22 protein-coding genes are annotated in these 23,433 nt (G+C 66.8%); 7 read left to right on the top strand and 15 right to left on the bottom strand.

What is annotated here, in order from left to right:
* The first annotated feature begins 38 nt into the window (after positions 1 to 38).
* On the top strand, positions 39 to 515 hold the full coding sequence (locus tag E8L99_RS09620) for an META domain-containing protein (protein WP_137099328.1): 477 nt from the start codon (positions 39 to 41) through the stop codon (positions 513 to 515).
* 231 nt (positions 516 to 746) lie between these two features.
* On the opposite strand, the gene E8L99_RS09615 is transcribed toward E8L99_RS09620, so the two are convergent.
* The 4 genes from E8L99_RS09615 to E8L99_RS09600 all read right to left on the bottom strand — a co-directional run bounded on the left by E8L99_RS09615 (position 747) and on the right by E8L99_RS09600 (position 5,121).
* The gene (locus tag E8L99_RS09615; RefSeq protein ID WP_252511313.1) at positions 747 to 2,846 is read right to left on the bottom strand and encodes an ABC transporter ATP-binding protein/permease; all 2,100 of its coding nucleotides are present in this window, start codon (positions 2,844 to 2,846) and stop codon (positions 747 to 749) included.
* Between the two features lie 91 nt (positions 2,847 to 2,937).
* On the bottom strand, positions 2,938 to 3,216 hold the full coding sequence (locus E8L99_RS09610) for a hypothetical protein (RefSeq protein WP_137099327.1): 279 nt from the start codon (positions 3,214 to 3,216) through the stop codon (positions 2,938 to 2,940).
* Positions 3,217 to 3,280: 64 nt separating this feature from the next.
* A complete protein-coding gene (locus E8L99_RS09605) occupies positions 3,281 to 4,078 on the bottom strand; it encodes a ChbG/HpnK family deacetylase (protein WP_137099326.1) in 798 nt (265 codons plus the stop codon).
* Complete coding sequence (locus E8L99_RS09600; protein WP_137099325.1) at positions 4,075 to 5,121, bottom strand: glycosyltransferase family 2 protein; 1,047 nt, start codon at positions 5,119 to 5,121, stop codon at positions 4,075 to 4,077. The genes E8L99_RS09605 and E8L99_RS09600 overlap by 4 nt, the downstream gene beginning before the upstream one ends.
* Positions 5,122 to 5,319: 198 nt before the next feature.
* Here E8L99_RS09600 and E8L99_RS09595 point away from each other — a divergent pair, with 198 nt between their 5' ends.
* From E8L99_RS09595 to E8L99_RS09575, 5 genes are all read left to right on the top strand, one after another.
* Positions 5,320 to 5,736, top strand: a complete 417-nt coding sequence (locus E8L99_RS09595; protein WP_168201623.1) for a GtrA family protein — start codon at positions 5,320 to 5,322, stop codon at positions 5,734 to 5,736.
* A 93-nt stretch (positions 5,737 to 5,829) separates the two neighbouring features.
* The gene (locus tag E8L99_RS09590) at positions 5,830 to 6,318 is read left to right on the top strand and encodes a hypothetical protein (RefSeq protein WP_137099323.1); all 489 of its coding nucleotides are present in this window, start codon (positions 5,830 to 5,832) and stop codon (positions 6,316 to 6,318) included.
* A gap of 68 nt (positions 6,319 to 6,386) precedes the next feature.
* Positions 6,387 to 6,830 carry an acyl-CoA thioesterase gene (locus E8L99_RS09585; RefSeq protein WP_137099322.1) on the top strand — a complete coding sequence of 148 codons (444 nt, stop codon included), beginning with the start codon at positions 6,387 to 6,389 and terminating at the stop codon, positions 6,828 to 6,830.
* Between the two features lie 139 nt (positions 6,831 to 6,969).
* Positions 6,970 to 8,472 carry a L,D-transpeptidase family protein gene (locus tag E8L99_RS09580; protein WP_137099321.1) on the top strand — a complete coding sequence of 501 codons (1,503 nt, stop codon included), beginning with the start codon at positions 6,970 to 6,972 and terminating at the stop codon, positions 8,470 to 8,472.
* A gap of 5 nt (positions 8,473 to 8,477) precedes the next feature.
* Positions 8,478 to 9,092, top strand: a complete 615-nt coding sequence (locus E8L99_RS09575) for a hypothetical protein (protein WP_137099320.1) — start codon at positions 8,478 to 8,480, stop codon at positions 9,090 to 9,092.
* 74 nt (positions 9,093 to 9,166) lie between these two features.
* Here the strand turns inward: E8L99_RS09575 and E8L99_RS09570 are convergent, their stop codons facing one another.
* Positions 9,167 to 10,840 carry a formate--tetrahydrofolate ligase gene (locus tag E8L99_RS09570; RefSeq protein WP_137099319.1) on the bottom strand — a complete coding sequence of 558 codons (1,674 nt, stop codon included), beginning with the start codon at positions 10,838 to 10,840 and terminating at the stop codon, positions 9,167 to 9,169.
* Between the two features lie 149 nt (positions 10,841 to 10,989).
* On the opposite strand from E8L99_RS09570, the gene E8L99_RS09565 reads away from it, so the two are divergent.
* Positions 10,990 to 11,904 (top strand): 2-dehydro-3-deoxygalactonokinase, encoded by a 915-nt coding sequence (locus tag E8L99_RS09565; RefSeq protein ID WP_137099318.1) that lies wholly within the window; start codon positions 10,990 to 10,992, stop codon positions 11,902 to 11,904.
* A 203-nt stretch (positions 11,905 to 12,107) separates the two neighbouring features.
* Here E8L99_RS09565 and arfB read toward each other — a convergent pair whose 3' ends face one another.
* The 10 genes from arfB to E8L99_RS09520 all read right to left on the bottom strand — a co-directional run bounded on the left by arfB (position 12,108) and on the right by E8L99_RS09520 (position 23,376).
* A complete protein-coding gene (gene arfB, locus E8L99_RS09560; RefSeq protein ID WP_137102049.1) occupies positions 12,108 to 12,527 on the bottom strand; it encodes an alternative ribosome rescue aminoacyl-tRNA hydrolase ArfB in 420 nt (139 codons plus the stop codon).
* A 325-nt stretch (positions 12,528 to 12,852) separates the two neighbouring features.
* Positions 12,853 to 13,800, bottom strand: coding sequence for a dihydrodipicolinate synthase family protein (locus tag E8L99_RS09555; protein ID WP_137099317.1), 948 nt, complete (start codon positions 13,798 to 13,800; stop codon positions 12,853 to 12,855).
* A 122-nt stretch (positions 13,801 to 13,922) separates the two neighbouring features.
* Positions 13,923 to 15,545, bottom strand: coding sequence for an ABC transporter substrate-binding protein (locus E8L99_RS09550; RefSeq protein ID WP_168201622.1), 1,623 nt, complete (start codon positions 15,543 to 15,545; stop codon positions 13,923 to 13,925).
* A 174-nt stretch (positions 15,546 to 15,719) separates the two neighbouring features.
* On the bottom strand, positions 15,720 to 16,499 hold the full coding sequence (locus tag E8L99_RS09545) for a hypothetical protein (protein ID WP_137099315.1): 780 nt from the start codon (positions 16,497 to 16,499) through the stop codon (positions 15,720 to 15,722).
* A gap of 80 nt (positions 16,500 to 16,579) precedes the next feature.
* Entirely contained in the window at positions 16,580 to 17,515 is a 936-nt protein-coding gene (locus tag E8L99_RS09540) for an N-carbamoyl-D-amino-acid hydrolase (protein WP_137099314.1), read from the bottom strand.
* A gap of 120 nt (positions 17,516 to 17,635) precedes the next feature.
* Entirely contained in the window at positions 17,636 to 19,300 is a 1,665-nt protein-coding gene (gene pgi, locus E8L99_RS09535; RefSeq protein ID WP_137099313.1) for a glucose-6-phosphate isomerase, read from the bottom strand.
* A gap of 65 nt (positions 19,301 to 19,365) precedes the next feature.
* On the bottom strand, positions 19,366 to 19,875 hold the full coding sequence (locus E8L99_RS23995) for an RNA pyrophosphohydrolase (protein WP_252511312.1): 510 nt from the start codon (positions 19,873 to 19,875) through the stop codon (positions 19,366 to 19,368).
* Positions 19,872 to 20,783, bottom strand: a complete 912-nt coding sequence (locus E8L99_RS23990; RefSeq protein WP_252511311.1) for a hypothetical protein — start codon at positions 20,781 to 20,783, stop codon at positions 19,872 to 19,874. The genes E8L99_RS23995 and E8L99_RS23990 overlap by 4 nt, the downstream gene beginning before the upstream one ends.
* 21 nt (positions 20,784 to 20,804) lie before the next feature.
* Positions 20,805 to 22,001, bottom strand: a complete 1,197-nt coding sequence (locus tag E8L99_RS09525) for an MFS transporter (RefSeq protein WP_137099312.1) — start codon at positions 21,999 to 22,001, stop codon at positions 20,805 to 20,807.
* 58 nt (positions 22,002 to 22,059) lie between these two features.
* Entirely contained in the window at positions 22,060 to 23,376 is a 1,317-nt protein-coding gene (locus E8L99_RS09520) for an FAD-dependent oxidoreductase (RefSeq protein ID WP_168201621.1), read from the bottom strand.
* Between the last annotated feature and the right edge of the window lie 57 nt (positions 23,377 to 23,433).

Raw genomic sequence — 23,433 nt, 5'->3', positions numbered from 1 at the left:
CTTGCGGGACGGCGCCGGGCTGAATAAACGGTTTGGTCATGACCAGACGCGCGCCCGCCTGTCTTGCCCTCGCGACCCTCCTCGTGTTTGCCGCAAGTTCGATTGCGGAGGCACAGACGCGCCGCCGGGAACCGGCACGGCCACGCCCGCCGAGCCGCGCCGACATCATGATGTACCAGCGTTTTCCAGCCGACATCCGGCTGGCGGTGGTGAGCGTCAATGGCCAGCGGCCGGCGGCGAGCGATCGCCCGATCTTCACCTTCTCAGGCAATCTCAGGATGAGTGGCTTCGGTGGCTGCAATCCGGTTCATGCCGATTTTCGCCGGCCCGGGATCAACGACCTGCGGTTCGGGCCGCTGAACTTCGTCGAGAAGCGCTGTGGCCAGCCGGTCGACGCCCAGGAGCGCGCGATCTTCTGGGCGATCCAGGGCGCCAACAAGTGGCGCCCCCATGGCACGCGCGGCATGGTGATGACCGGCGTGCGCGGCACGGTGACGCTCGAACCGGCGTTCTGAGGCGGCGGGCCTGTTACGGCAATAGGACGTCTGGGACCGATAGCGGGGAGCGTCTCCCCCAACCCGGCAGCATCCATCCATCGTCATGCCCGCCCTCGTGGCGGGCATCCACGTCTTTCAATGCCACAAGTCGTGAATGGCCGGGACAAGAGCCAGGCCACGACGAAATGGAGAGACCGCGCGAGCTAGCAGAAGCGGCTGAAGGCGCGCGCAGGCCAGGCCCTCTTCTCCTCAGCCCTTGGCCAGCGCCATGAGCGGCGCATCGGCCGCCGCGTGCAGGCCGTCCTCGCCCTTGGTCAGGTGAATGCGCCGGTCGTGGAAATTGGCCAGCGTGGAGCGGTGGCCGATCGAGACGATGGTCGCGCCCGGCAACCATTCGCGGATGGTCGTGTAGAGATTGGCCTCGCCGACCTCGTCGATCGCCGCCGTCGCCTCGTCGAGGAACAGCCAGTCGGGCTTCGAGAGCAGGGCCCGCGCCATGGCGAGGCGCTGCTGTTCGCCGCCCGACAGCATCTGGTGCCAGGCCGCGTCCTCGTCGAGGCGGGTGGTGAGGGCGGGCAGGTTGACCGCCGCCAGCGCCTTGACGATCTCGGCGTCGGAATAGGCGCCACGCTCCGCCGGATAGGTCACGGCATCACGCAAGGTCGCGACCGGGAAATAGGGCCGCTGCGGCAGCAACATGACGTCGCCACCGGTCGGCGCGCTGACCTTGCCCGCGCCATGCGGCCAGATGCCGGCAATGGCCCGGAACAAGGTCGACTTGCCCGAGCCCGAAGGACCCGTCACCAGGACGCGCTCACCCTTGCCGACGCTCAGCGCGGCGGCACCGACCAGCGGCGTGCCGTCCGGCAGCGTGACGGTCAGATCGGCGAGGTCGAGCGTTTCGCCGTTTTTCTCGAAGGCGATGGCGGATGCCGGCGGCACCTTCACGTCATCGGCCGAGCGCTCGAAGCCGGTGAGGCGGTCGATGACCGACTTGTAGTCGGCGAGCGTCGAATAGAGGTTGGTGAAGATGAGCAGCGCGCCCTCGACCCGGCCGAAGGCGCCGGCGGTCTGGGTGAGCGATCCCAGCGGCACGGCGCCCGAGAAATAGGCCGGCGCCAGCAGCACGAAGGGGAAGATCACGGAGGCCTGGTTGACGAAGGTCGTGAACCAGGTGAGCCGCTTGGTATATTTCATGTAGTCGAACCAGTTGGCGACGACCTTGGTGAAGCGCGCGGCCAGCCCCTGACGCTCGGCCTCTTCGCCCTTCAGCAGTGCGATCTGCTCGTCATTCTCGCGGACGCGGACCAGGCTATAGCGGAAATCGGCCTCGTAACGCTGGCGCAGGAAGTTGATGCCGATGAGCGAGCGGCCGATGAAATGGGCGCAAATCGTGCCGAAGACAGCAACGAACAGCGCGGCCCAGACGAGATAGCCCGGGATCGTCTCCAGGTTGATGCCCCAGACCTGGTATTTGAAACTGGCCGACAGGCCCCAGAGGATCAGCACGAAGGCATAGAGCGACAGGATCGCCGAGAAGAAGCGGATCACCAGGTCCAGCGTGTTGGAGGTGAACATGCGGACGTCTTCGGCAATGCGCTGGTCGGGGTTGTCGGCCTGTCCGCCGGCAAGGCGCATGCGGTAATGGGCGCCCTGGTCGAGCCAGTGGCCGGTGAGCCGGCCGGTCATCCAGCGGCGCCAGCGCATCTGCGTGTACTGGGTGAGATAGAGCTCGTAGACCGCCAGGATCACCCACAGGAAGGCGACCACGGTGAAATAGCGCAGCTCGATCCAGAAGGTCGCTTCCGCCTTCTCCTGCAGCGCGGTGTAGAAGCGGTTGTTCCACTGGTTGAGCAGGACGGTTGCCAGAACCTGCGCGATGTTGATCGCCAGCAGCACGAACAGCAGGGCATGGGCGATGTAGCGCTCCTGCACGCGGAACGTGACGCCGAACGGCAACCGCAGTTCGCCGATGTCGCGCGTCTCGAAGAACGGGTCCGCGAGCTTGGCGATCTGCCTGATCGTGCCGACGAAGCTCAGGCCATAGACCACGATGGCGAAGATCGCCGAGAGCAGGACGCTGGCGCGCGTCGGCAGATAGGGCGCAAGACCAGCCGGCAAGGCACCGGCTTCCTTGAGGATCAGGATGCCGACGGACGCGAGATGCCAGACCAGCAGGAAGCCGATAATGCCGCGGATCAGTGTCGAGGACTGCCGGCTGAGATAGGCCGCGGCGGCGGCCGCGATCATCAGCACGAAGATATAGGGCGGCAGGTCGATCAGGCCGGCGAGCCTCGCGCCGATGATGGCGACATCGGCAACGCCGGCAGTGATGGCGATGGGCAGCATGAAGGACCCCGGAAACTGGCTGGAAGGCGGATCAACGGCACGATTCGTGGGAATTAAGGACCACGTGCCGCCCGGTAAGGGAAGAGGGCATTCACGGCACGGCGCTGACGAGCGCGTGACGGAGATCGTCGAGGCCGACTTGCGCCATCGGCTTCAGAACTTTCACCGCCTCGGTGCGCTTGCCCAGCCGCATGATCAGGATGACCGTTTCGGCATCGCCGCATTCGGGATGGGAGCAGGCGATCTCGCTGACCGTCACGCCGTCATCCTCGGTCAACGCCAGGATCTCACGGACGTCGCGGGTCAGCCGGCGCGAGGCGTCGGCGGTGTCCGGGTCCTGACCTCTGCGGTTGAAGAAGAAGCGTGCCATGGCCTGCCTTGTTGCGGCGAGTTATGGCCGATCCGTGGCGTGGTTCCAAGCAGGCGCCGGCCGATCAGCGCAATGTGAAGCCGGCAGCCGCGAGATCGCGGGGAAACCGGTCCCCGGCGAGATAGGCATATTCGATCGCGCGCGGGCCATGAACGGGATCGACATGGGTCAGGTCCTCGTCGACATGGCCCGGATGGACCATGACCAGGCTGCCGTCGGGCAGCCGGTCCAGGAAGCGCGGGAAGAGATCGGGAAAGGCCGCCGCCTTGCGGAAATCATAGGCGCCCGAAAAGGCCGGATTGGTGGCGAAGCCACCGGTGCGGGCATCATGCTTCAGGCCCGACGAGAGGGTTGCGAGGATCTGCCCCTTCGGTCCGCGGCCGGTGCCGCCGACGCCGGCGCACTGGCGCAACCAGGCCTTCGGTGCATGGCGGCGGCAGGCCGCGACCACGATCGGCCGCACGACCGGCAGGAGGTGGACGTGCTGGTGTCCATCGACGAAATCCGGCGCGCGGCCGAACGCCTCGAGGAAGGCCTGGAACTGCGCCTCGACCTCGTCCTCGATAACCGAGGCCTTGATGCGGCGCGCGAAGCAGCGGGCCATCAGGCCGCCGAGGCCGAAATAGTGCGGCAGCGCCGGGCGCGTCAGGGGGCTGAGCCCGCCGGTCAGCGTGACATGCAGGCCGATCTCGAAGCCGGGCGGCGCGATGGCCGTCAGTGCTTCGGCCTCGGGGCCGAGATCAGGGCCCGGCGTCATCACGGAGGTTGCGTTCAACCGTCCCGTCCCGGCGAGCTCGCGGATCGCCCGCGAGACCCCCGGCGCCAGCGCATAATCATCCGCGCAGAGGATCAGGCGCTTCATTCGCCGGATTTGGTCGACTGGCCGCGCTCGGATGCCGGCTGCTCGCTGGCGCGCTTCAGGGATTGCTCACCGACCAGATAGACCGGGCGGCCCTTCATCTCGGAGAGGATCTTGCCGATATATTCGCCGAGCACGCCGATCATCAGGAGCTGGACGCCGCCGATGAACATCATGCCGACGAACAGCGAGGGATAGCCCGGCACGTTGTGGCCGAAGACCAGCGTCTCGATGACGATCACCAGGCCATAGAGAAAGGCGAAGGTCGCCAGCACGGCGCCAAACAGGCTCGCCATGCGCAGCGGCACGATGGAAAACGAGGTCAGCCCCTCGATGGAGAAGGCGAGCAGGCCGAGGAAGCTCCATTTCGCCTCGCCCTGCAGGCGCGGATCGGGCTCGTATGGAACACCGATCTGGCGGAAGCCGACCCAGCTCGACAGGCCCTTGAAGAAGCGGCCACGCTCCGGCAACTGGCGCAGCGCCGCGGCAGCGCGGGGCGACAAGAGGCGGAAGTCGCCGGCATCGGCCGGGATCTTGTGCCGCACGCCGGAATTGACCAGCCCGTAGAAGGCATTGACGAACAGGGTGCGCAGCTTCGGCTCGTCGCGGCGATGCGCCTTGTAGGTGAAGGCGACGTCATAGCCGTCGTCGAGCCAGCGCGAGACCAGGGTCTCGGCGATCGAAGTCGGATGCTGGCCGTCGGCATCCATGAAGATCACGGCGCCATAGCGGGCATTGTCGAGGCCGGCGAGAAGCGCCGCCTCCTTGCCGAAATTGCGCGAGAAGGACAGGACCTGGACATCCGCGCCATCGGCGGCGAGCGCGTTGGCGACCGCCAGCGTGCCGTCGCGGGAGCCATCGTCGACATAGAGGATCTCGACGGCCAGCCCGCGCTTCTCCTTCAGCGAACGGGCGAAGGCGAGCAGCTTCTGGTGGGTGTGCGGCAGGGCCTCGGCCTCGTTATAGGCCGGTACCACGATGGTCAGGCCAAAGGGCTGGGCCTCGGCACCGGGGAAGGCAATCACACGCCCGTTATTGATGGTCATGGTACTGACGGCCTCCAGGCCGCAACTCAAGAGATCGACACACTGCCTGGCGGGGCCACAGCCCGTGAAAAATGCGAAACACGGATGTGGCTGCCAGAGCTACTGAAACCATGTAATGACAGCCCGATGATGAACGACAGCAGAACAACCAGCACCGGCGGCGGCTTCTTGCGTGCCCTTTTGCGCGAAGGCCCGAAGATGGCGTCCTTCGCAGTGGTCGGCGCGCTCAACGGCGTGGTCAACTATGCCATCACCGTCGGCATGACCTTTCTGGTGCTGGTCCCGCTGGGGCTCGCCACCAGCGACACCGCGCTGGGCTTCGCCAAATTCCTCGGCTGGGTCGTGGCCGTGTCGAATTCCTACGTCCTGAACTCGCTGACCACATTCGCAGCCGAGAGCGGCCGCCGCCTGTCGCTTGCCACCTATGGCCGTTTCGTCGCCTCAGGGGTTCTCGGACTGGCCGTGGAAGTGGCGAGTTTCCTTCTGGCCGTGCGCTATCTGCCGCTCGGGCTTGCGGCCATCGTGCCGATCGGCATGTCGTTCGTCGTGAATTTCGGCATGACCCGCCTGATCGTGTTTCCCAGCAAGCCGGCGGTGCCGGAAGACAGGGCCTGATTTGACCGCTCGAATTGCGGATTTTGGATTTCAGCGCCGAAAATTATCCGATACGATCTCCGGATCGTCACTGCTGAAACAGGCATTCATCCCATGGGCATGGACACACCGGGCAAGCGCTTCCAGCCCTATGGCAGCGAGACAGACGTTCTCTCGGTGGTCGAGCGCTTTCGCACGCTGACCCTGCCCTTCGCCGAATGGACCCATCAGGGCCATCTGGCGACCGGCCTGTGGTTCGTCTGGACCTTTGGGGAGGAAGCGGCCAAGCCGCTGCTGCGCGACGGCATCCGCGCCTACAACGTCTCGCTCGGCAATGTGAATACGGACATGCGCGGCTACCACGAGACCGTGACGATGTATTTTATCTGGGCTGCGGCCCGCCATGTCGAGACCCATGGGGGCGAGCCGCTGCTGGCGCTGGTCAACGGCTTTGTCGACAGCGATCTCGGCCACAAGGACAGCATTTTCGCGTTCTGGAGCCGCGACCATCTGATGACGCCGGAAGCGCGTCTCGGCTGGCGCGAGCCGAACCTGCGCCCGCTTGATCCGGCATCCGTGCCGATCGCGCCCGTCGCGGCCTGACGAGGGCGCTTCCCAAATCGGCCGGGATCGGCTTGGCTCGACAGAACCTTGTCGTCATCGAGCCCGCCATGACCCAGCGTCCCGTTCCCCGCCCCCGCAGCGACTTCGTCTGGTTCTCCGATATCCAGACCCGCTGGTCGGACAACGACCAGTACGGCCACATCAACAATGTCGTCTATTATTCCTATTTCGACACGGCGGTGAACGCGTTCCTGATCGGCGAGGCAGGGCTGGAGCCGGTTGGCGGCTCATGGATGGGCCTCGTGGTCGACACGCGCTGCTCCTATTTCGCGCCCGCAAGCTATCCCGAGCCGCTGGAGGTTGGCCTCCGCTTCGCCGATGCCGGGCGCTCCAGTCAGCGCTACGAGATCGGTGTGTTCCAGAAGGGCGGCGCCGAGACGCTGGCCCACGGCCATTTCGTCCACGTCTATGTCGATGCCGCGACGCGCCGGCCCGTGCCGATCCCGGAGAGCCTGGTCGCGGCGATGGCGCGGGCGGCGAACACGCGGTGAGCCGCAAGAAGGCCAGCACTATTGCGGCCTTTCCGCCACGGAACGGTCAAATCCGCGTGCGAGACACGGTTCGCGGTTGAAACATAGCGCCGGATTTGCGCAAACAAATCGACATTCTGCGGAGGCATGACTGAGCGCTATGACCCATCGATCCTCACCGCGCATCCCGGCAGCGCTCATCGGCGCAGCTCTGGCACTGGTCGCGACGGGGTCGATGGCCCAGACGCCAGCCGAACCGACAGTGCAGGCGCCAGCTCCGGCAGTCAGTACTCCGGCGGCCCCGGCCGTTCCCGCAGCACCCGCCGATCCGGCCGCTGCCCCGACTGCACCTGCCGCCTCAGGCCAGCCCACGCCCCCCGCCGCCCAGGTCGCCCGCCCGCGCCGTCCGACGCCGCCGCCGGCTCCGCGCGTCACCGCGCTGTCGACCGATCCGCAGCCGACCTACGGCCCGCAGACCATCGCGATGACCCAGGGCGCACTTGCCCGCTATCGCCAGATCGCCCAGCGCGGCGGATGGGGCGCGCTGCCGACCTCGACGCCGCGCATCGCCAAGGGGTCGACCGGCCCGCTGGTGGTTGCCCTCAAGCAGCGGCTCGCTATCGAGGGTGATCTGGATCTCAACCAGTCGCCCGGTCCCCTGTTCGACGACGTGACCGTCGAGGCGGTGAAGCGCTTCCAGCGGCGCGTCGGCCATCTCGCCTCCGGCGCGGTCACCGCCCCGACCATCCGCCAGCTCAACATTCCCGTGCAGAGCCGCATCACGGCGCTGGAAAAGTCGCTCGAGCGGCTGGCCGACAGCCGCTTCGCCTTTGGCCCGCGCTATGTGGTGGTCAACATTCCCGCCGCCGCCGCCGAGGCGGTCGAAGGCTCGATCGTGCGCCGCCGCCATGTCGTCATCGTCGGCAAGCCCGAACATGCCTCGCCGATGGTCGAGACCCGGCTGACGGTCGTCAATTTCAACCCGACCTGGACGATCCCGACCTCGATCATCCGCCGCGACATCATTCCGAAGATGCGGCGCAATCCGGCGACGCTGGCCTCCATGCGCGTGCGCATGCTCGACCGCAACGGCAATGAGGTGAACCCCGCCTCGATCAACTGGCAGACCGAGCAGGCGGTGAACTACACGCTGCGCCAGGATCCCGGCGTCGGCAATTCGCTGGGGCGCGTGCGCATCGACATGCCGAACCGCGAAGCCGTCTACATGCATGACACGCCGTCGCGCCGGCTGTTCAATTCGGAAGCCCGTTATTTCTCGTCCGGCTGCGTGCGCGTTGGCGACGTCAACGACTTCGTGACGTGGCTGCTGGCGCCGCAGGGCTGGGAACGGTCGCGCGTCGATGCCGAGATGACCCAGACCCAGCGCAAGGATGTCAGGCTGACCCAGCCGGTGCCGGTGGCCTGGGTCTACATGACCGGTTGGGCCGCGCCCGACGGCACGGTGCAGTTCCGCGACGACATCTACAGCTATGATGTGCCGGGTGCAGCTCCCGTTCGCGTCGTGCGCGCCGCCGACCGGCCGCCGGCCGAGCCGGTGGTTCTGGCGCCGCCGCCCCCGCCACCGCAGCCGAACTTCTTCGAGAGCCTGTTCGGCGGTGGCCGGCGTGAAGCCGGCGATCCGCCCGGCGGCAATCGCTTCTGACGGCCATGCCGCTCCGCAACCGCGTCGATCCCTTCGGGGCCATCCACGCGGTTGCCGATCGCGGCACGATGTATGGCAATCGCGGCGGCCGGTTCCATCGCGACGATGGCACGCTCAAGGCCCGCGCCTGGGCCTCCGATCAATGGCTCTGCTGCGTGCTGGCCTTCAAGGGCCGTAAACGCCGCCCACTGATGGGGCGCGGCTATACCGAACTGTTCTTTCTCGACGAAGTGACGGCGCTGGCCGCGGGGCACCGCCCCTGTTTCGAATGCCGGCGGGCCGATGCTGTCAGGTTCGCCGCGAACTGGGCGCGGGCGAAGGGGCTATCACAGCCGCCGAAAGCACCCGAGATGGACGCGCTGCTGCAGACAGAGCGGGTGGACGGGCTGACGCAGCGCGCGCACCGGGGGACGGCGGCTGATCTGCCGGATGGGGCGATGTTCGCAGTGGGTGGCCGGGCCTTCGCGATGAGAAACAGACGGGCGCTGCCCTGGTCGTTTGCTGGCTATGGCGACGCGGTTGCGCTTCCGGCTGGCGAGGTCAGCGTGCTGACGCCGCCGACGATGGTTGCTGTTCTGCGCGATGGATTTGAGCCGGGATGGCACCCGAGCGCGGGGTAAAGGCCCCACCCTATCCCTCCCCGCTTGCGGGGAGGGATAGGGTGGGGCGTCAGAGTTCGGGCGTCGCCGCCACCTCAGAACAGGCCCTCGATCTGGCCCTCGGCGTTGATGTGGATCGCCTCTGCCGCCGGAAGCCTTGGCAGGCCCGGCATGGTCATGATGTCCCCGCAGATCGCCACCACGAAGCCGGCGCCGGCTGAGAGGCGCACCTCGCGCACCGGCACGACATGGCCCGAGGGCGCGCCGAGCAAGGTCGGATCGGCCGAGAAGGAATATTGGGTCTTGGCCATGCAGATGGGCAGATTGCCGTAGCCCGCAGCCTCGAAAGCCTGGAGATCGGCTGCGGCCTTCGAGGAAATGGCCACATCCGCCGCGCCATAGATCGACGTCGCGATGGTGCGGATTTTGTCGGCGAGCGGCATCACATCCGGATAGATCGGCTTGAAGGCCGCCGTGCCACCCTCGCAGAGCGCCACGACCTTGCGGGCCAGTTCCTCGGCGCCCGCCGCGCCATCGGCCCAGTGGCGGCACTGCACGGCCTCCACGCCGTAATCGTCGGCGCAGATGCGGGCGATCAGCGCGTGCTCGGCCTCGCTGTCGGTGGTGAAATGGTTGATCGCCACGATCACCGGCACGCCGAAGGAGCGCAGGTTCTTCACGTGACGGCCGAGATTGACGATGCCCTTCGACAGCGCATCGAGGTTCTCGCGGGCGAGATCGGCCTTGGCGACGCCGCCATTCATCTTGAGGGCGCGAACGGTTGCCACCAGCACCACGGCCTCGGGCTTGAGGCCCGCCTTGCGGCACTTGATGTCGAAGAATTTCTCCGCGCCGAGATCGGCGCCGAAGCCGGCCTCTGTCACCACGTAATCGCCGAGCTTGAGCGCTGCGCGCGTCGCGATCACCGAATTGCAGCCATGGGCGATATTGGCGAAGGGGCCGCCATGGATCAGAGCCGGCGAACCCTCGATGGTCTGCACGAGGTTCGGCCGGATCGCATCCTTGAGCAGGACGGTCATGGCGCCGGCCGCATTGAGTTCGCCAGCCGTGATTGGCTTCTTGGCGCGGGTATAGCCGACGACGATGCGGGCGAGCCTGGCCTCGAGATCGGCGAGGCCGTCGGCCAGGCAGAAGCAGGCCATGACCTCGGAGGCCACCGTGATGTCGAAGCCGTCCTCGCGGGAGAAGCCATTGGGCGCGCCGCCGAGACCGACCACCAGCTGACGCAGCGCGCGGTCGTTCATGTCGAGCACGCGCCGCCAGACGATGCGGCGGGTGTCGAAGCCGAGCGAATTGCCCCAGTGGATGTGATTGTCGATCAGCGCCGACAGGAGATTGTGCGCCGAGGTGATGGCGTGGAAATCGCCGGTGAAATGGAGGTTGATCGCCTCCATGGGCAGGACCTGCGCCTTGCCGCCGCCGGTCGCGCCGCCCTTGGTGCCGAAGACCGGCCCGAGGGAGGGTTCGCGCAGCGCGATCACCGCCCTCTTGCCGATGCGGTTGAGACCGTCACCCAGGCCGATCGTGGTGGTGGTCTTGCCCTCGCCGGCGGGCGTCGGATTGATGGCGGTGACCAGCACGAGGCGGCCATCGGGCCGATCTTTCAGTCCCGCGAGGAACTCTTCGTCGAGCTTGGCGATATGCTTGCCATAGGGATCGAGCGCGGATGAGGGTATGCCGATCTTGTCGGCGATCGCGGCGATCGGCTGGAGGGTCGCGGCGCGGGCTACGGCAAGATCATGGGACATGGGTGCGGACGCTTCGGCGGGCTCAAGGGGCGGATCGGCGGAGTGCAGCTCCCCGAGCGTTAGGATAGCGTCGGGTCCCCACGCAAGAGGCCCCGACGCAGGAGGCCCATACCGTGGCGGAATCGACCAGAGGACAGGGGATAAGTCTGGTGAGCGACAAGGGTGTTCTGATTGGCGTGGACTGGGGCACAACCTCGTTTCGTGCGGCCCTGATGGACGAAAGCGGCGCCATCGTCGGGCGCGTCGATGGGCCGCATGGCTTGCTGTCGGTTCAGGACCGCGGGTTCGAGTCCGTTCTCGACCAGACGGTCGCGAGTTGGGAAGGCCGCCCTGGCCGCCTGCCGATCATCGCGTCGGGCATGGTGACCAGCCGCACAGGCTGGGTGGAGACGCCCTATCTGCCCTGCCCGGCCGGGGCGGCTGAACTCGCGGGGGCGCTCACGCGCCATGTGACGCCTGCCGGCCGCACCATCGGCTTCGTCACCGGCCTGTCGTTCCGCCACGGCGACGGCGAGCCCGACGTGATGCGCGGCGAGGAGACTCAGATCGCCGGCCTCGCGCTGGAGGGCACGCGGCTCGCCGTGATGCCCGGCACCCATTCAAAATGGGTGCGCGTGACCGCCGGCCGGATCGAGGGGTTCCGCACGGCCATGACCGGCGACATCTTCGCGGCGGTGAAAGACCATACAGTGCTGCGGCTGACGACGGCTGATCGCCGCCCTTCGGCCGAGGCCTTCTCGGCGGGTGTGGTGGCGGGGATGGCCGACCATGGCGCGGGCCTGCTCGGCAAGCTGTTCCGGCTGCGCGCCGGCGGACTGCTCGGCGATTTCGACCCCGCGACCACGGCGGAACGGCTGTCGGGGCTGCTGATCGGAGCGGAGATCGCCGAGGCGCGCTCGTTTGCGCCGGATGTCGAGGGGCCGGTGCTGATCGTCGGCGGCGAGGCGCTGGCGGCGCGCTATGCGACGGCGTTCAACGTGCTGGGGATGGAGGCCGAGACCGCGCCGGCGGACGCAGCGTTCGCCGGGCAGTTCCGGATTGCCCAGGCGGCGGGGCTGGTGTGAGGGGTGGAAATCCACTCCGCGGTTCACACTCTCAGGTCGTCATGGCCGGCCTTGTGCCGGCCATCCACGCCTTGTCCGCTCCAAAGTCGTGGATGCCCGCCACAAGGGCGGGCATGATGGTGGAGAGAGTGGGCCGAAGAGGGTGAGAGAGCACAGGCGGCGCAGCGAGCTTTGCTCGCGAAATCACCGCGAGCGACAGCCCCTCAATCCAGCCCGGGCTTGCCCTGCCGCATCTTCTTGACCCCCGAGCGCAGCGACTTGCCCTCCAGCCGGCGCTGCTTCGAGCCGAAGGTCGGCTTGGTGGCGATGCGGCGCTTCGGCCTGACAGCGGCGCGGCGGACGAACTCGACGAGGCGCTCCAGTGCGTCCTGACGGTTCATGTCCTGCGAGCGGAAGCGATCGGCCTGGATCACCACCACGCCGTCCTTGGTGAGCCTTGAGCCGACCAGCGGCACGAGGCGCGCCTTCACCTCCTCGGGGAGATTGGAGCCTGCGAGATTGAAGCGCAGCTCGCAGGCGGTCGACACCTTGTTGACGTTCTGACCGCCGGGCCCGGAGGCGCGCACGAAGGTGACGGTGATGTCGTCGGGGTGCAGCCGGATCGACGGCGTGACGGGGATCATGTCGACCATGGCACTGTCCCCTTTCTTTCAATGCCGCGGTCATCTGCCGGACAGCTGGATCTGGTCCGTGACGACGGTCAGAGACCCCTCACCCTAACCCTCTCCCCGCAGGCGGGGAGAGGGAATGTCTCCGCCTTCCCGGTCTCGCATGACCTCATCCGCTCGCGGCAAGCGGTCCTTCGAGGCTCGCTATCGCTCGCACCTCAGGATGAGGACAGGAAAATTGCGCCCACGAGCCGAGCTGGCGCGGTGCAATTCCCTCTCCCCGCCTGCGGGGAGAGGGCCAGGGTGAGGGGCCACTATCCCCAACACCCAGTCCTCAACCTCACGCCGCCTTGGCGCGGGCGTCGAGCTTGGCGAGGCGATCGAACAGATAGTCGACCTCGGCGCGGGCCTTGGCGGAGAGCGGCGCGCTCGGTTTGCGCTGGGCATCCGAGGCAATCACGCCGCGCTTCTTCATCAGGTACTTGCGCACCGCGAGGCCTGCGCCCGGCTGCTGCTCGTAGCGGATCATCGGCAGATGGGCGTCGAACAGGTCGTGGGCGGCGTCGCGCTTGCCGGCTTTCATCAGCTTGACCGTCTCGACCAGCATGTCGGGGAAGGCATAGCCGGTCATCGCGCCATCGGCGCCGCGCTCGCACTCGAAATCGAGGAACAGGCCGCCATTGCCGCAGAGGATCGAGACGTGGCGCATCGAGCCATCGGCCTCGAAGCCGCGCAGCGCCGAGATCTTCTCAAGACCCGGCCAGTCCTCGTGCTTCAGCATCACGCAGGACGGCAGCTCCTGGATGATGGAGCGGATGACCTTCGGGCTCATGATCACCGAGAAGGTGAGCGGGAAGTCCTGGATGACGAAGGGGATGTCGGCGCCGATCGCGTCCACCGCCTGCTTGTAATAGCCGACGATCTGGTCGTCGGTGCGCAGCGTGTTGGGCGGCGCGATCATGACGCCGGCGGCGCCAGCGTCCATCACGGTCTTGGCGAGCGTCTGCATGTTGGCAAAGCCCGGTGAGGACACGCCGACGATGACCGGCATGGACGGGCCGGCGCGCTTGATGATCTGCTTGGAGATCGCCACCGATTCCTCGGCCGAGAGCTTCGGGGCCTCGCCCATGACGCCCAGAATGGTCATGCCGGTGCAGCCGCAGGAGCGGTAGAAATCGACCATGCTGTCGGTCGACTTCTCGTCGATCCGGCCATCGTCATGGAACGGCGTCGCGGCGATCACATAGACGCCTTCGGCCTTGGACAGATCGGTGCCGTTCACCTTCATGGCTTTTTCCTCGCTCGCTGCCTCGCCCGTGAGGCTTCAGTTCGGATTGGCGATGCCATGAAAGGCGGAGGCCGTCAAAGGCCCCCGCCGCAAGGCTTCCATCTTCGCGCCGGCCAGGCGCCTCAGCTGACCGAGATCGGCGTGTAGTCCTGGAACCAGTTGCGCGACTGGACAAAGCCCTTCACGCGGGGGCTCAAGCCCCGCGGATTGAGATCGTGGACGACGAAGAGCGCTGCGGCATCGTCGACGATCAGCTCATGCAGCTTGCCCATGGCGGCGTCATAGGCTGCCGGCTCGAAGGCATCGCGCATGACCTTGATCTGCGCGTCGACAGCTGGGTTGTTGTACCAGCCCCAGTTGTTGCCGCGCGGCGATGTGAGCTGGCTGTCATAGATGGTCCAGCCGGCGGTCGGCTCGATCGTGGGGATCGCGATATTGATGCCGTGGAAGTTCTTCTGCTGGTCGGAGCGTGCGCCGCCGCGCAGCATGTTGATGATCGTGGTGAAGTCGACCACCTCGAACTTCACGTCGATGAAGATGTCCTTCAGGTTCTCCTGCATCATCTCGTTCATCGGCATGGGCACCATCTGCCCGCCGCCGCCAGACGCGATGACGATGGTCACCGGCAGCCGCTTGGTGGCGCTGTAGCCGGCTTCGGTCATCAGCTTCTTGGCGGCCTCGACGTCAAATTTGATGTCGAAATTCGGCTTGCCGTACCAGGGATCGCCCGGCGGCACATTGCCCTTGGCGGCGAGTGCCGTGCCGGAGAGCAGCTCCACCATGCTGGCGCGGTCGATGGCGAGGTTGGCGGCCTTGCGCACCCGCACGTCGCCGAATGGCGTGCCGGGATTGACGTTCAGCCGCCAGGCCCAGATGTGCGGATAGGTGTTCTGGACGATCTGCATGCCGGCGGCCTTCAGCGAGGGGATCGCGTCGGGCGGCAGGGTCTCGGCGAGGTCGATCGTGCCGGCGCGCAGCGCGGCGATACGGGCATTGCTGTCGGGGATCGGCAGCAGGACCGTGCGGGGTGCCTTCGGCACGCGCTTCGGATCCCAGTAGGCCGTGTTGGCCTCAAGCTCGGTGCGCTCGCGCGGCGTGACGGAGACCACCTTGTAGGGGCCGGTGCCGGCGGGCTGGAGGGCGAATTTCTGCCAGTCGCCGCCATGCTCGCGCAGCTTCGACGGGCTGCAGAACCACAGATAGGCCAGCTGATAGGCGAAGGCGGAATCGACGAACTGGGTCGTGACCGCGATGGTCTTGTCGTCGATCTTCTCGTAGGAGGCCAACGACGACAGGCGCGAGCGCACGAGCCCGGAGCGCGGCGCATGGTATTGCGGCGCATCCTGCTTGAAGATGGAATCGAAGTTCCAGATCGCCGCATCGGCGTCGAAGGCGGTGCCGTCGTGGAACTTCACGCCCTGGCGGAGCTTCAGGATCCAGCGCTTCTTGTCGGCCGGATCGATCGCCCAGCTCTCGGCAAGGCCGCCGGTGAGCCGTGAGGGCTGGTCGGCCTTGGTCATGTCCCAGTTGATCAGCGCGTCGAACACCAGATAGCCGCCGAAGCGCACGCCCTCGAAGCCGCCTTCCGGCCCGCCCCACATGCGCGGCACATCGGACAGCGAGATGCCGATCCGCAGCGGCTGCGAAGCGGCCTGGGCGAAGGTGATGTCGGGCAAGCCGGCGCTTGCGGCGGCGGCGGCTGCCGCCTTCAGCATGGTGCGGCGGGAATATGCGGTGCGTGACATGGCCAGGTCTCCGGGCAGGTATCCGTGGAGACGACTCTCAAGTTCCATGCCAAGGTGGATTGCCGCCTTATCTCTCTGATATTGCGGACCAATCCTGCCAGAAAGGCTCTGCTGGAATTGTATGCAATCGAGCAAATTGCCTGCGCCCTGAGCATGCAGAGGGGTGTGCGCCGGTCAGTCGACCTTGAGGCTTGCCGGGTTCAGGCCATCGGCGGGCGGTTCTGGCCCCCAATGTTTCAGCCAGTAGCGGTTGAACCACGGCAGGCTGATCGCAAGGTCGCCCCGCGAGATCGGCCGGAACCGCGAGACCGGTTCGATCCAGACCGTGATGCGCGCGCAGTCCGTTCCAAGGACTGAATCCGGGGCTTCGGCATCGACGGGCCGCCAGTCTCTCGCGCCGACAGCCCCGACCAGCGGGACGCGACGGTCGGGCAGGAAGATCATGTCCGGATGGAGGGGACGGCTCTCGCCGCCATACTCGGCCGTCGATCTCATCAGATCGAAGCGGCCCGATTGCCGGCCAAGCCAGGCAATGGCGTTGTCCAGCGGGGCATGGGGATCACCGCCCGCCGCCGCGACGATCTGCCGAAGCGGCCAGTCGGCGGGTGTGGTGGGATCAACCGGACTGAGCAGCAGCACGAGAATCGCATGGCGACCGAGCGCCAGGGGCACGGCCTCGCCGCGAAGGACCGGCCGGGTCGGACCAGCAAGACCCGCAAGGCCGAAGCCTGCGCGCGAGCGCAGTTCCACAATATTCGATGCCGAGCGTGTGACCCCACCGACGGTGAGGTCCAGGCCAAGGCGGACCCGGGCGACAGTCGTCGGGAACAGGACGAAGGCATAGACCGCATAGGCGAGCGATGCCGCGAGCGCGGCATAGGCAACGCGCCTGCCGCGCAGCTCGCGGAATGCTTCTTTCGAAGCGTGCCAGTCCCGGCTGATGGGCCTGAACATGAATGCCTCATACGCAATTTCACCTAAGCCTAGGTGAAATCCTGTATGAAGGCCAGCGCCCGACGGGCCCTTTGCCGGCTCTACTTGCCCAGCGGCGCGCCGACACCGACACGCTCGGTGATCAGGCCATAATGCTCGACCCGGCGATGACGCTTGAAGTCGAAGATCGTCTCCTTGCCGAAGATCGTCGCGTCGAGATCGCAGGCGTGAACGAGAATGCCGTCATCCTCGTGGTCGATCTCGCCGACGATCTTGCCGTTGGGATCGACGATCAGCGTGCCGCCCATGCAATGGTGGCCATCCTCGTCGCCAGCCTTGGCGACCGCCACGACCCAGGTGGCATTCTGATAGGCGCCGGACTGGCAGGACAGCCGGTGATGGAACATCCGGTCTTCGATCTTCTCGTCGCCGCGCTGGGCATTGACCGAGGGCGTGTTGAAGCCGAGCACGACCATCTCGACGCCCTGCAGGCCCATGACGCGATAGGTCTCCGGCCAGCGGCGATCGTTGCAGATCGCCATGCCCATCAGGCCGCCCTCGAATTCCCAGACCGGCCAGCCGAGATCGCCCGGCTCGAAATATCGCTTCTCGAGATGCTGGTGGCTACGGGACGTGTCGTAGTCGACATGGCCCGGCAGATGAATCTTGCGGTACTTGCCGACGATCTTGCCGGTCTTGTCGACCAGGATCGAGGTGTTGAAATGGTGGCCGTCGGGGGTGAGTTCGGCATAGCCGAAGCTCATCGCCATGCCGAGCGCCTTGGCCTTGTCGAACAGCGGCTGGGTTGCCGGGCTCGGCATCGTGGCCTCGAACCAATGGTCCGCCTCGGCACGGTTCTCGTGATACCAGCGCGGGAAGAAGGTGGTCAGCGCCAGTTCCGGATAGACGATGAAGGTCGCGCCCTTCGCCTTGGCCTGCTCCATCAGCGCGATCATGCGGGCAACCACGCTCTCGCGCGAATCGGCCTTCTGGATCGGGCCAAGCTGGGCGGCGGCGACGGTGACGATGCGGGACATGGGCGGCTCCGGAAGGCGCGGCTGGAAAAAGACGCGGCCATCTATGCCGCAGAAAAAGGCCTGCACAAGAGACCGGCAAGCGACCCTGATCTGCCTGTTTCCCGAACGGCGTCCGGGTACCTACACCCGCATCTTGCGCAGGGTGGCGACGAGGCCGGCGGTCGACCCGTCGAGACCATCGAGCGCAGCCTGGCGGCCGGCGACCACCGGCTCAAGCGCTGTCGCCAGCTCCTTGCCGAGTTCGACGCCCCACTGGTCGAAGGCGTTGATGCCGAGCACCGTCGCCATGACGAAGACCTTGTGCTCGTAGAGCGCCACCAGCATGCCGAGCGTTGCGGGATCGAGCTTGCGGTAGAGGAAGGTGGTCGAGGGGCGATTGCCGGCGAAGACCCGATGCGGCGCGAGCTTTGCGGCCTCCTTCGGCGCCATGCCGCCGTCGATCAGCTGCTGGGTCGCCTCCTCGAGGGTACGGCCGCGCATCAGCGCCTTGCTCTGCGCCAGGCAATTGGCGATCAGCAGGTCATGGTGCTTGCGGCCGCGCTCGTGAGGGCTCGCGGCGATCAGGAAATCGCAGGGCACCACGTCTGTGCCCTGGTGCAACAGCTGGAAGAAGGCGTGCTGGCCGTTGGTGCCGGGCTCGCCCCAGATCACCGGACCGGTCGGTCGTTCGACCGGCGCACCGGCCAGAGTCACGCTTTTCCCGAGGCTCTCCATGTCGAGCTGCTGGAGATGGGCCGGAAAACGCGCGAGGCGCTGGTCATAGGGCAGGACGGCGTGGCTCGCATAGCCCAGCACATTGCGGTGCCAGATGCCCATGAGCCCCATGATCACCGGCATGTTGCGGGCAAGGGGCGCGTTGCGGAAATGCTCGTCGACCTTCTCGGCGCCGGCCAGGAAGGCGGTGAAATGGCGCGGGCCGACGGCGATCATCAAGGTGAGCCCGATGGCCGACCAGACCGAATAGCGCCCGCCGACCCAGTCCCAGAAGCGGAACATCCGCTCGGCCGCGATGCCGAATGTGTTGACCGCGGCCAGATTGGTGGAGACCGCCGCGAAATGGTGGCCAACCGCCGCTTCGCCCAGTGCCTGCGCCACCCAGCCGCGCGCGGTGGCTGCATTGGTCATGGTCTCGATCGTGGTGAAGGTCTTGGAGGCCACGACGAACAGCGTGCGCGCGGGATCGAGATCGCGCAGCGTATCGGCCATGTGGGCGCCGTCGACATTGGAGACGAAGCGCGCGGTCAGCCCGCGCTTGGCATAGGGCTGGAGCGCCAGGGCGGCCATGGCGGGGCCGAGATCGGAGCCGCCGATGCCGATATTGACCACCGTCGAGATGCGCTTGCCTGTGGCGCCCCTCAGCGCGCCGGAGCGGATCGCCTCGGCAAAGGCGAAGCAGCGCTCGCGCTCGGCGGCGACCTCCGGCATGACGTCGCGGCCATCGACATGGATCGGCCGGCCCGACAGAGTGCGCAGGGCCACATGCAGCACGGCGCGCTTTTCGGTCGCGTTGATCTTCTCGCCCGCAAACATGGCGTCGCGGCGGGCCTCGAGGCCGCTGGCGCGGGCGAGATCGACCAGCAGCTTCACGGTGCGCGAGGTCGCCAGCGTCTTGGAATGATCCATCAGCACAGAGCCGAGCCGCAGCGAGAACCGCTGGAAGCGCCTGGGATCACCGGCGAGCAGGTCGGCGATCGTGCTCTTGTCGAGCGTCCGGCGGTGCTGTTCGAGCGCCTCGAAGGCCTTGTCGACGGCGGTCTGGGCGGCGGCGGTGTCGGCGGATGTCATGGAACTTGTGGTCTCTTGTGGGATCAGCGGGCGGACCATCACGAGCGATCATGACCTGATCATGATCATGATCCGGCGCCTTTGGCATGAACGGCAAATTCCTCCGCGACGCGCAGATAGACCGGCCGCTTGAACGAGACGACCAGACCGGGGAGCCTGTCCAGCCTCTCCCAGCGCCAGGCGTCGAATTCCGGCGGCTCGCCGGGCAGGAAGCGCGCCACATCAATCTCGGTATCCTCGCCGTCGAACCGGTAGGCGAACCAGGTCTGGCTCTGGCCCTGCCAGCGGGTGAGACGGTGCGGGGGACCATCATAGGGTGGCCAGTCATAGAGGAGCGGTTCCCCCATGCGCCCGATGAGCGACACGGAGGTAACGCCGGTCTCCTCTTCCAGTTCGCGTCTCGCCGCGCGCTCCAGGTCCTCGCCCGGATCGACGCCGCCCTGTGGCATCTGCCATTCGAAACCCGGCTCGATCATCTCGGGGCCATCGTCGCCGATGCGCCTTGCGATCAACACCCGGCCCTGCCGGCTGAACAGGGCGATGCCGACATTGGGCCGGTAGGGACGTTCGCTCACAAGGGCAACCGATGGCCGATGTCGAGCGGCGCGACGAAGGCCAGTTCGGCGCTGAGATAGATCAGCAGCACCCCCAGCAGGAATTGCCGGCCGGCCGATCGTCTGAGGGCGGCGGCGGCCAGCACGTCCCCCCGCGCCATCAGCGGCAGGTGGCGGAAGCGGGCGGCATAGACCGAGGCGAGCACGAACAGCACGATGGCGCTTTTGGCGAACACGATCCAGCCGAACCAGGATTCGGTGAGGCTCCGCCAGGTGCCGCCGAGATACCAGGCCGCCAACAGCCCGGCACCCAGCGCCAGAAGGAAGAAGAAGCCGGCCTGGCGTGCCCAGACATAGAGGGTCTCGGCAGCCGATTCCGGATCGCGCCGCAGCGCCACCGCGCGCACGCCGAGCAATCCCCCGAACCAGAAGGCCAGGGCCGTCATGTGCAAGGTCAGGATTACGACCAGTTCCTGCCGAGGGCGGAATTGCGTGGTGTGACCTGCCGCGACATAGCTCGCCGCGACGAGCACCGCGCCAACGGTCGCGATCCCCGCCGCTCCGGCACTGCGCGCCAGCGCCGCCAGTGCCAGAAGGATGCCGCCCGAGCGCAGGAGCAGGGCATCGCCAAATGGCGAGCGCATGACGAGAGCATAGATTTCGGCGCGTTGCGCGCCCTGGGGCCCGCGCGCCACCTCGATCGCCTGGAGCGGGAACGAGCCGAAGTTTGCGATCAGCCCAATCAGCGCCATGAGCAGCAGCCAGCGGCGCGCACTGCGTGTTTCCTCGGTCGTGAGTTCGCCGCTCATGAAGACCAGGAACAGCGCCAGACCGGCAGTGGCCAGCGATCCGATGTCGACAAAGGCCCGCACGATGACCGCAGCGGCCCTGAACGGGTCGCCCACGCCCTGCCAGAATTCCAGAATCATCGGCCCCCTCCGCCTGCGGACCTAGCTTGTGCCCTTGCGGAAGCGCCATGCAAGAGCCAGCGTGGCGCCGAATGACATGACGGCGACGAGGAACATCAGCCAGAAGCCGACGACCGGCCCCCACATGTCCAGCACATAGGCATAGGCGGTGGGGGCGGCGGCAGTGGCGATCAGGCCGGGGGTTGCGAGGCTTGCCAGCACGCCGGCATAGCCGTGGCGCCCGAACAGGACGAGCGGCACCGCGCCGCGCACGATGGTGATGAGTCCGAGCGAGATGCCGAACAGCACGGAAAAGGCGAGCAGGGCCGGCGTGGAGGCGCCTCCGGCGGCCAGCGGCGCGAAGGCGACCACCATGATGCCGGTGGAGATGTTGGCGAACATGAACGGGTCGAGATTCTTGCCGAACAGCATTTCGAGGAAGCGGCCGAGCGTCTGGAACACGCCGCGCAGCGAGGCGATCCACATGGCGGTGGCGGCCGAGACGCCCATGGTGACAACGGCCGGAATGAAATGGGCCGACAAGGCGGTGGAGATGAAGGCATTGGCGGCAAAGGCGATGCCGAGCAGCAGGATGGCCTGGGACTTGGCCTCGGCCGGCACAAGCGGCTCGGGATCCGGGCTTGCACCATTCTCGCCGGGGCCGTTCTCCATCACCACACCATGGCGCGGCATCAGCATGTGCAACGGCGTGCAGAGCACCAGAACGGAGGCCGCGCAGACGAGCCAGGCGCCACGCCATCCGATGGCTTCATTGGCATAGTGGCAGATCGGCCAGAAGATGGTCGAGGCAAGGCCGCCGAACAGCGTCAGGATCGAGATCGGCCGGCGGGCACGCAGGCCGTAGAATTCGACCAGCGTTGCGAAGGCGGCATCATACAGCGTCAACCGGGACGCGAGCCCCAGCACGATCCAGGCCGCGACATAGACGACCTGGTCGCGGGTCTGCGACAGCATGAACAGGCCGAACGACCCGACCAGCGAGCCGATCGTCAGCGTCAGGCGGCCGCCGCGCCGCTCGAGAAAGCGCGCGGCGGGCTTGGCCACGATGCCGCCGACCAGCAGCGACACCGAAAAGCCGAGATAGATGAAGGTCGATGACCAGCCGAGGTCGACCGCCATGGGCATGGCCAGCACCGATATGCCGTAGAGCATGGTGCCATAGGAGACGATCTGGGTGATGCCGAGGGCGGTCAGAATGAAGGGCAGCGAGGCAAACATGTCCGGCAGGCATCCTGGGGCGGCAGGCAACCTGCCGGTCAACGCAATGTCTCGCGCCTTATCCTAGCGTTTCGAGCAGCTTCGGCTTCGCCCCGCAACAGGACGATGCGCTTGGCTGCGCTGCAGCTGCCGGCAGACTGCTGGAACAGACCCCCGTCTCGGGGAGGACCAGTTCCACCCTGGCGGCCGCCACCGTGTCGCCGGCGAGATGGGCGACGATGGAGCGCACCTGCTCGTGGCCGGTCGCCATGAGGAAGGTCGGCGCGCGGCCATAGCTCTTCATGCCGGCGATGTAATAGCCACGATCGGGATGGGCGAGCAGTGCCTCGCCATGGGGCCGCACCGTGCCGCAGGAATGCAGGTTCGGATCGATCAGCGGGGCAAGGCCTGTCGGGCATTCAAGCGCCGGATCGAGGTCGAGGCGCAATTCGCCGGCGAGCGCATGATCGGGACGGAAGCCGGTCGCCACCACCAATTCGTCGAGATCGATCGTGCTGCCCGCCTCGGTCACCAGCCGCAGGCCACCGGTGCGCGGCTCGATGGCCGCCAGCCGGATGCCGGTCTGAACCTCGACCTTGCCGGAATCGACCACCCGCGCCGCATCGACCGAGAGAGCGCCACGCGCGGCAAGCTGGTCGCGCGCGCCTTCGCGGAACGCCGGATCGATGGCCTCGGAGCGCAAGAGCCAGACAACGCTCGTGCCGGGCTCGGCGTCGGCAAGCTTCGCCAGATCGAGAAGTGTCCCGATGGCGGAATGGCCTGAGCCGAGGACGCCAACCTTGCGGCCGGCGAAACGCCGCCGGCCCGCGCCCAGCACATCGGGCATGGCATAGGATATGTGGCGCGCCACGTCCGGAGCGGTCTCGCCGACGGCGCCAAGACTGCCGGAGACGCTGCGGTTCGGGGACGACCAAGTGCCGGACGTGTCAATCACCGCGGAAGCCCGCACCTCCTGTTCCGATCCATCCTTGCGATAGCGGACGAGGAAGGGCTTGGCCTGCCGGCCCTCATTGCGGACCCGGTCGGTGCCGGCCCGCGCGACCGCGGTCACCTCGGCGTCGAAGACCAGCGCCGGAGCAAGTGCTGCATGAGCCGCAAGCGGCTTCAGATAGAGGTCAAGCAGATCGCGGCCGGTCGGATGGACGGCGCCCGGCGGACGGCGCCAGCCGGTGGTGGCGAGCAGACGTTCGGCGGCGGGGGCGACGTTGAACGACCAGGGCGAGAACAGGCGGACATGGCCCCAGGATTCGACGGCGAAGGCGGGACGAGGTCCCTTCTCCAGCACGATGAAGGGCAGGCCGCGCTCGGCAAGTTCGGCGGCGGCGGCCAGGCCCACAGGGCCGGATCCGATGACAATAACGGGCAGGATGCTCATGTGATCCACTCCTTTTATCATTCCAGAACCATCGAATTTACAGACCCAAGAGATAGC

This window comes from Phreatobacter aquaticus (assembly GCF_005160265.1).
Taxonomy (GTDB): Bacteria; Pseudomonadota; Alphaproteobacteria; order Rhizobiales; family Phreatobacteraceae; genus Phreatobacter; species Phreatobacter aquaticus.
This window is presented reverse-complemented; position numbering and strand designations above follow the sequence as displayed.

What these genes read in the sequence shown, in the direction of transcription:
- E8L99_RS09600 (WP_137099325.1), bottom strand. Translation starts at nt 5,121, where the DNA reads ATGACCATCAATAACGGGCGTGTGATTGCCTTCCCCGGTGCCGAGGCC.
- E8L99_RS09605 (WP_137099326.1), bottom strand. Translation starts at nt 4,078, where the DNA reads ATGAAGCGCCTGATCCTCTGCGCGGATGATTATGCGCTGGCGCCGGGG.
- E8L99_RS09615 (WP_252511313.1), bottom strand. Translation starts at nt 2,846, where the DNA reads ATGCTGCCCATCGCCATCACTGCCGGCGTTGCCGATGTCGCCATCATC.
- E8L99_RS09570 (WP_137099319.1), bottom strand. Translation starts at nt 10,840, where the DNA reads ATGTCCCATGATCTTGCCGTAGCCCGCGCCGCGACCCTCCAGCCGATC.
- E8L99_RS09585 (WP_137099322.1), top strand. Translation starts at nt 6,387, where the DNA reads ATGACCCAGCGTCCCGTTCCCCGCCCCCGCAGCGACTTCGTCTGGTTC.
- E8L99_RS09555 (WP_137099317.1), bottom strand. Translation starts at nt 13,800, where the DNA reads ATGAAGGTGAACGGCACCGATCTGTCCAAGGCCGAAGGCGTCTATGTG.
- E8L99_RS09575 (WP_137099320.1), top strand. Translation starts at nt 8,478, where the DNA reads ATGCCGCTCCGCAACCGCGTCGATCCCTTCGGGGCCATCCACGCGGTT.
- E8L99_RS23990 (WP_252511311.1), bottom strand. Translation starts at nt 20,783, where the DNA reads ATGATTCTGGAATTCTGGCAGGGCGTGGGCGACCCGTTCAGGGCCGCT.
- E8L99_RS09620 (WP_137099328.1), top strand. Translation starts at nt 39, where the DNA reads ATGACCAGACGCGCGCCCGCCTGTCTTGCCCTCGCGACCCTCCTCGTG.
- E8L99_RS09525 (WP_137099312.1), bottom strand. Translation starts at nt 22,001, where the DNA reads ATGTTTGCCTCGCTGCCCTTCATTCTGACCGCCCTCGGCATCACCCAG.
- E8L99_RS09580 (WP_137099321.1), top strand. Translation starts at nt 6,970, where the DNA reads ATGACCCATCGATCCTCACCGCGCATCCCGGCAGCGCTCATCGGCGCA.
- E8L99_RS09595 (WP_168201623.1), top strand. Translation starts at nt 5,320, where the DNA reads ATGGCGTCCTTCGCAGTGGTCGGCGCGCTCAACGGCGTGGTCAACTAT.
- arfB (WP_137102049.1), bottom strand. Translation starts at nt 12,527, where the DNA reads ATGATCCCCGTCACGCCGTCGATCCGGCTGCACCCCGACGACATCACC.
- E8L99_RS09520 (WP_168201621.1), bottom strand. Translation starts at nt 23,376, where the DNA reads ATGAGCATCCTGCCCGTTATTGTCATCGGATCCGGCCCTGTGGGCCTG.
- pgi (WP_137099313.1), bottom strand. Translation starts at nt 19,300, where the DNA reads ATGACATCCGCCGACACCGCCGCCGCCCAGACCGCCGTCGACAAGGCC.
- E8L99_RS09550 (WP_168201622.1), bottom strand. Translation starts at nt 15,545, where the DNA reads ATGTCACGCACCGCATATTCCCGCCGCACCATGCTGAAGGCGGCAGCC.
- E8L99_RS09545 (WP_137099315.1), bottom strand. Translation starts at nt 16,499, where the DNA reads ATGTTCAGGCCCATCAGCCGGGACTGGCACGCTTCGAAAGAAGCATTC.
- E8L99_RS09610 (WP_137099327.1), bottom strand. Translation starts at nt 3,216, where the DNA reads ATGGCACGCTTCTTCTTCAACCGCAGAGGTCAGGACCCGGACACCGCC.
- E8L99_RS09540 (WP_137099314.1), bottom strand. Translation starts at nt 17,515, where the DNA reads ATGTCCCGCATCGTCACCGTCGCCGCCGCCCAGCTTGGCCCGATCCAG.
- E8L99_RS09590 (WP_137099323.1), top strand. Translation starts at nt 5,830, where the DNA reads ATGGGCATGGACACACCGGGCAAGCGCTTCCAGCCCTATGGCAGCGAG.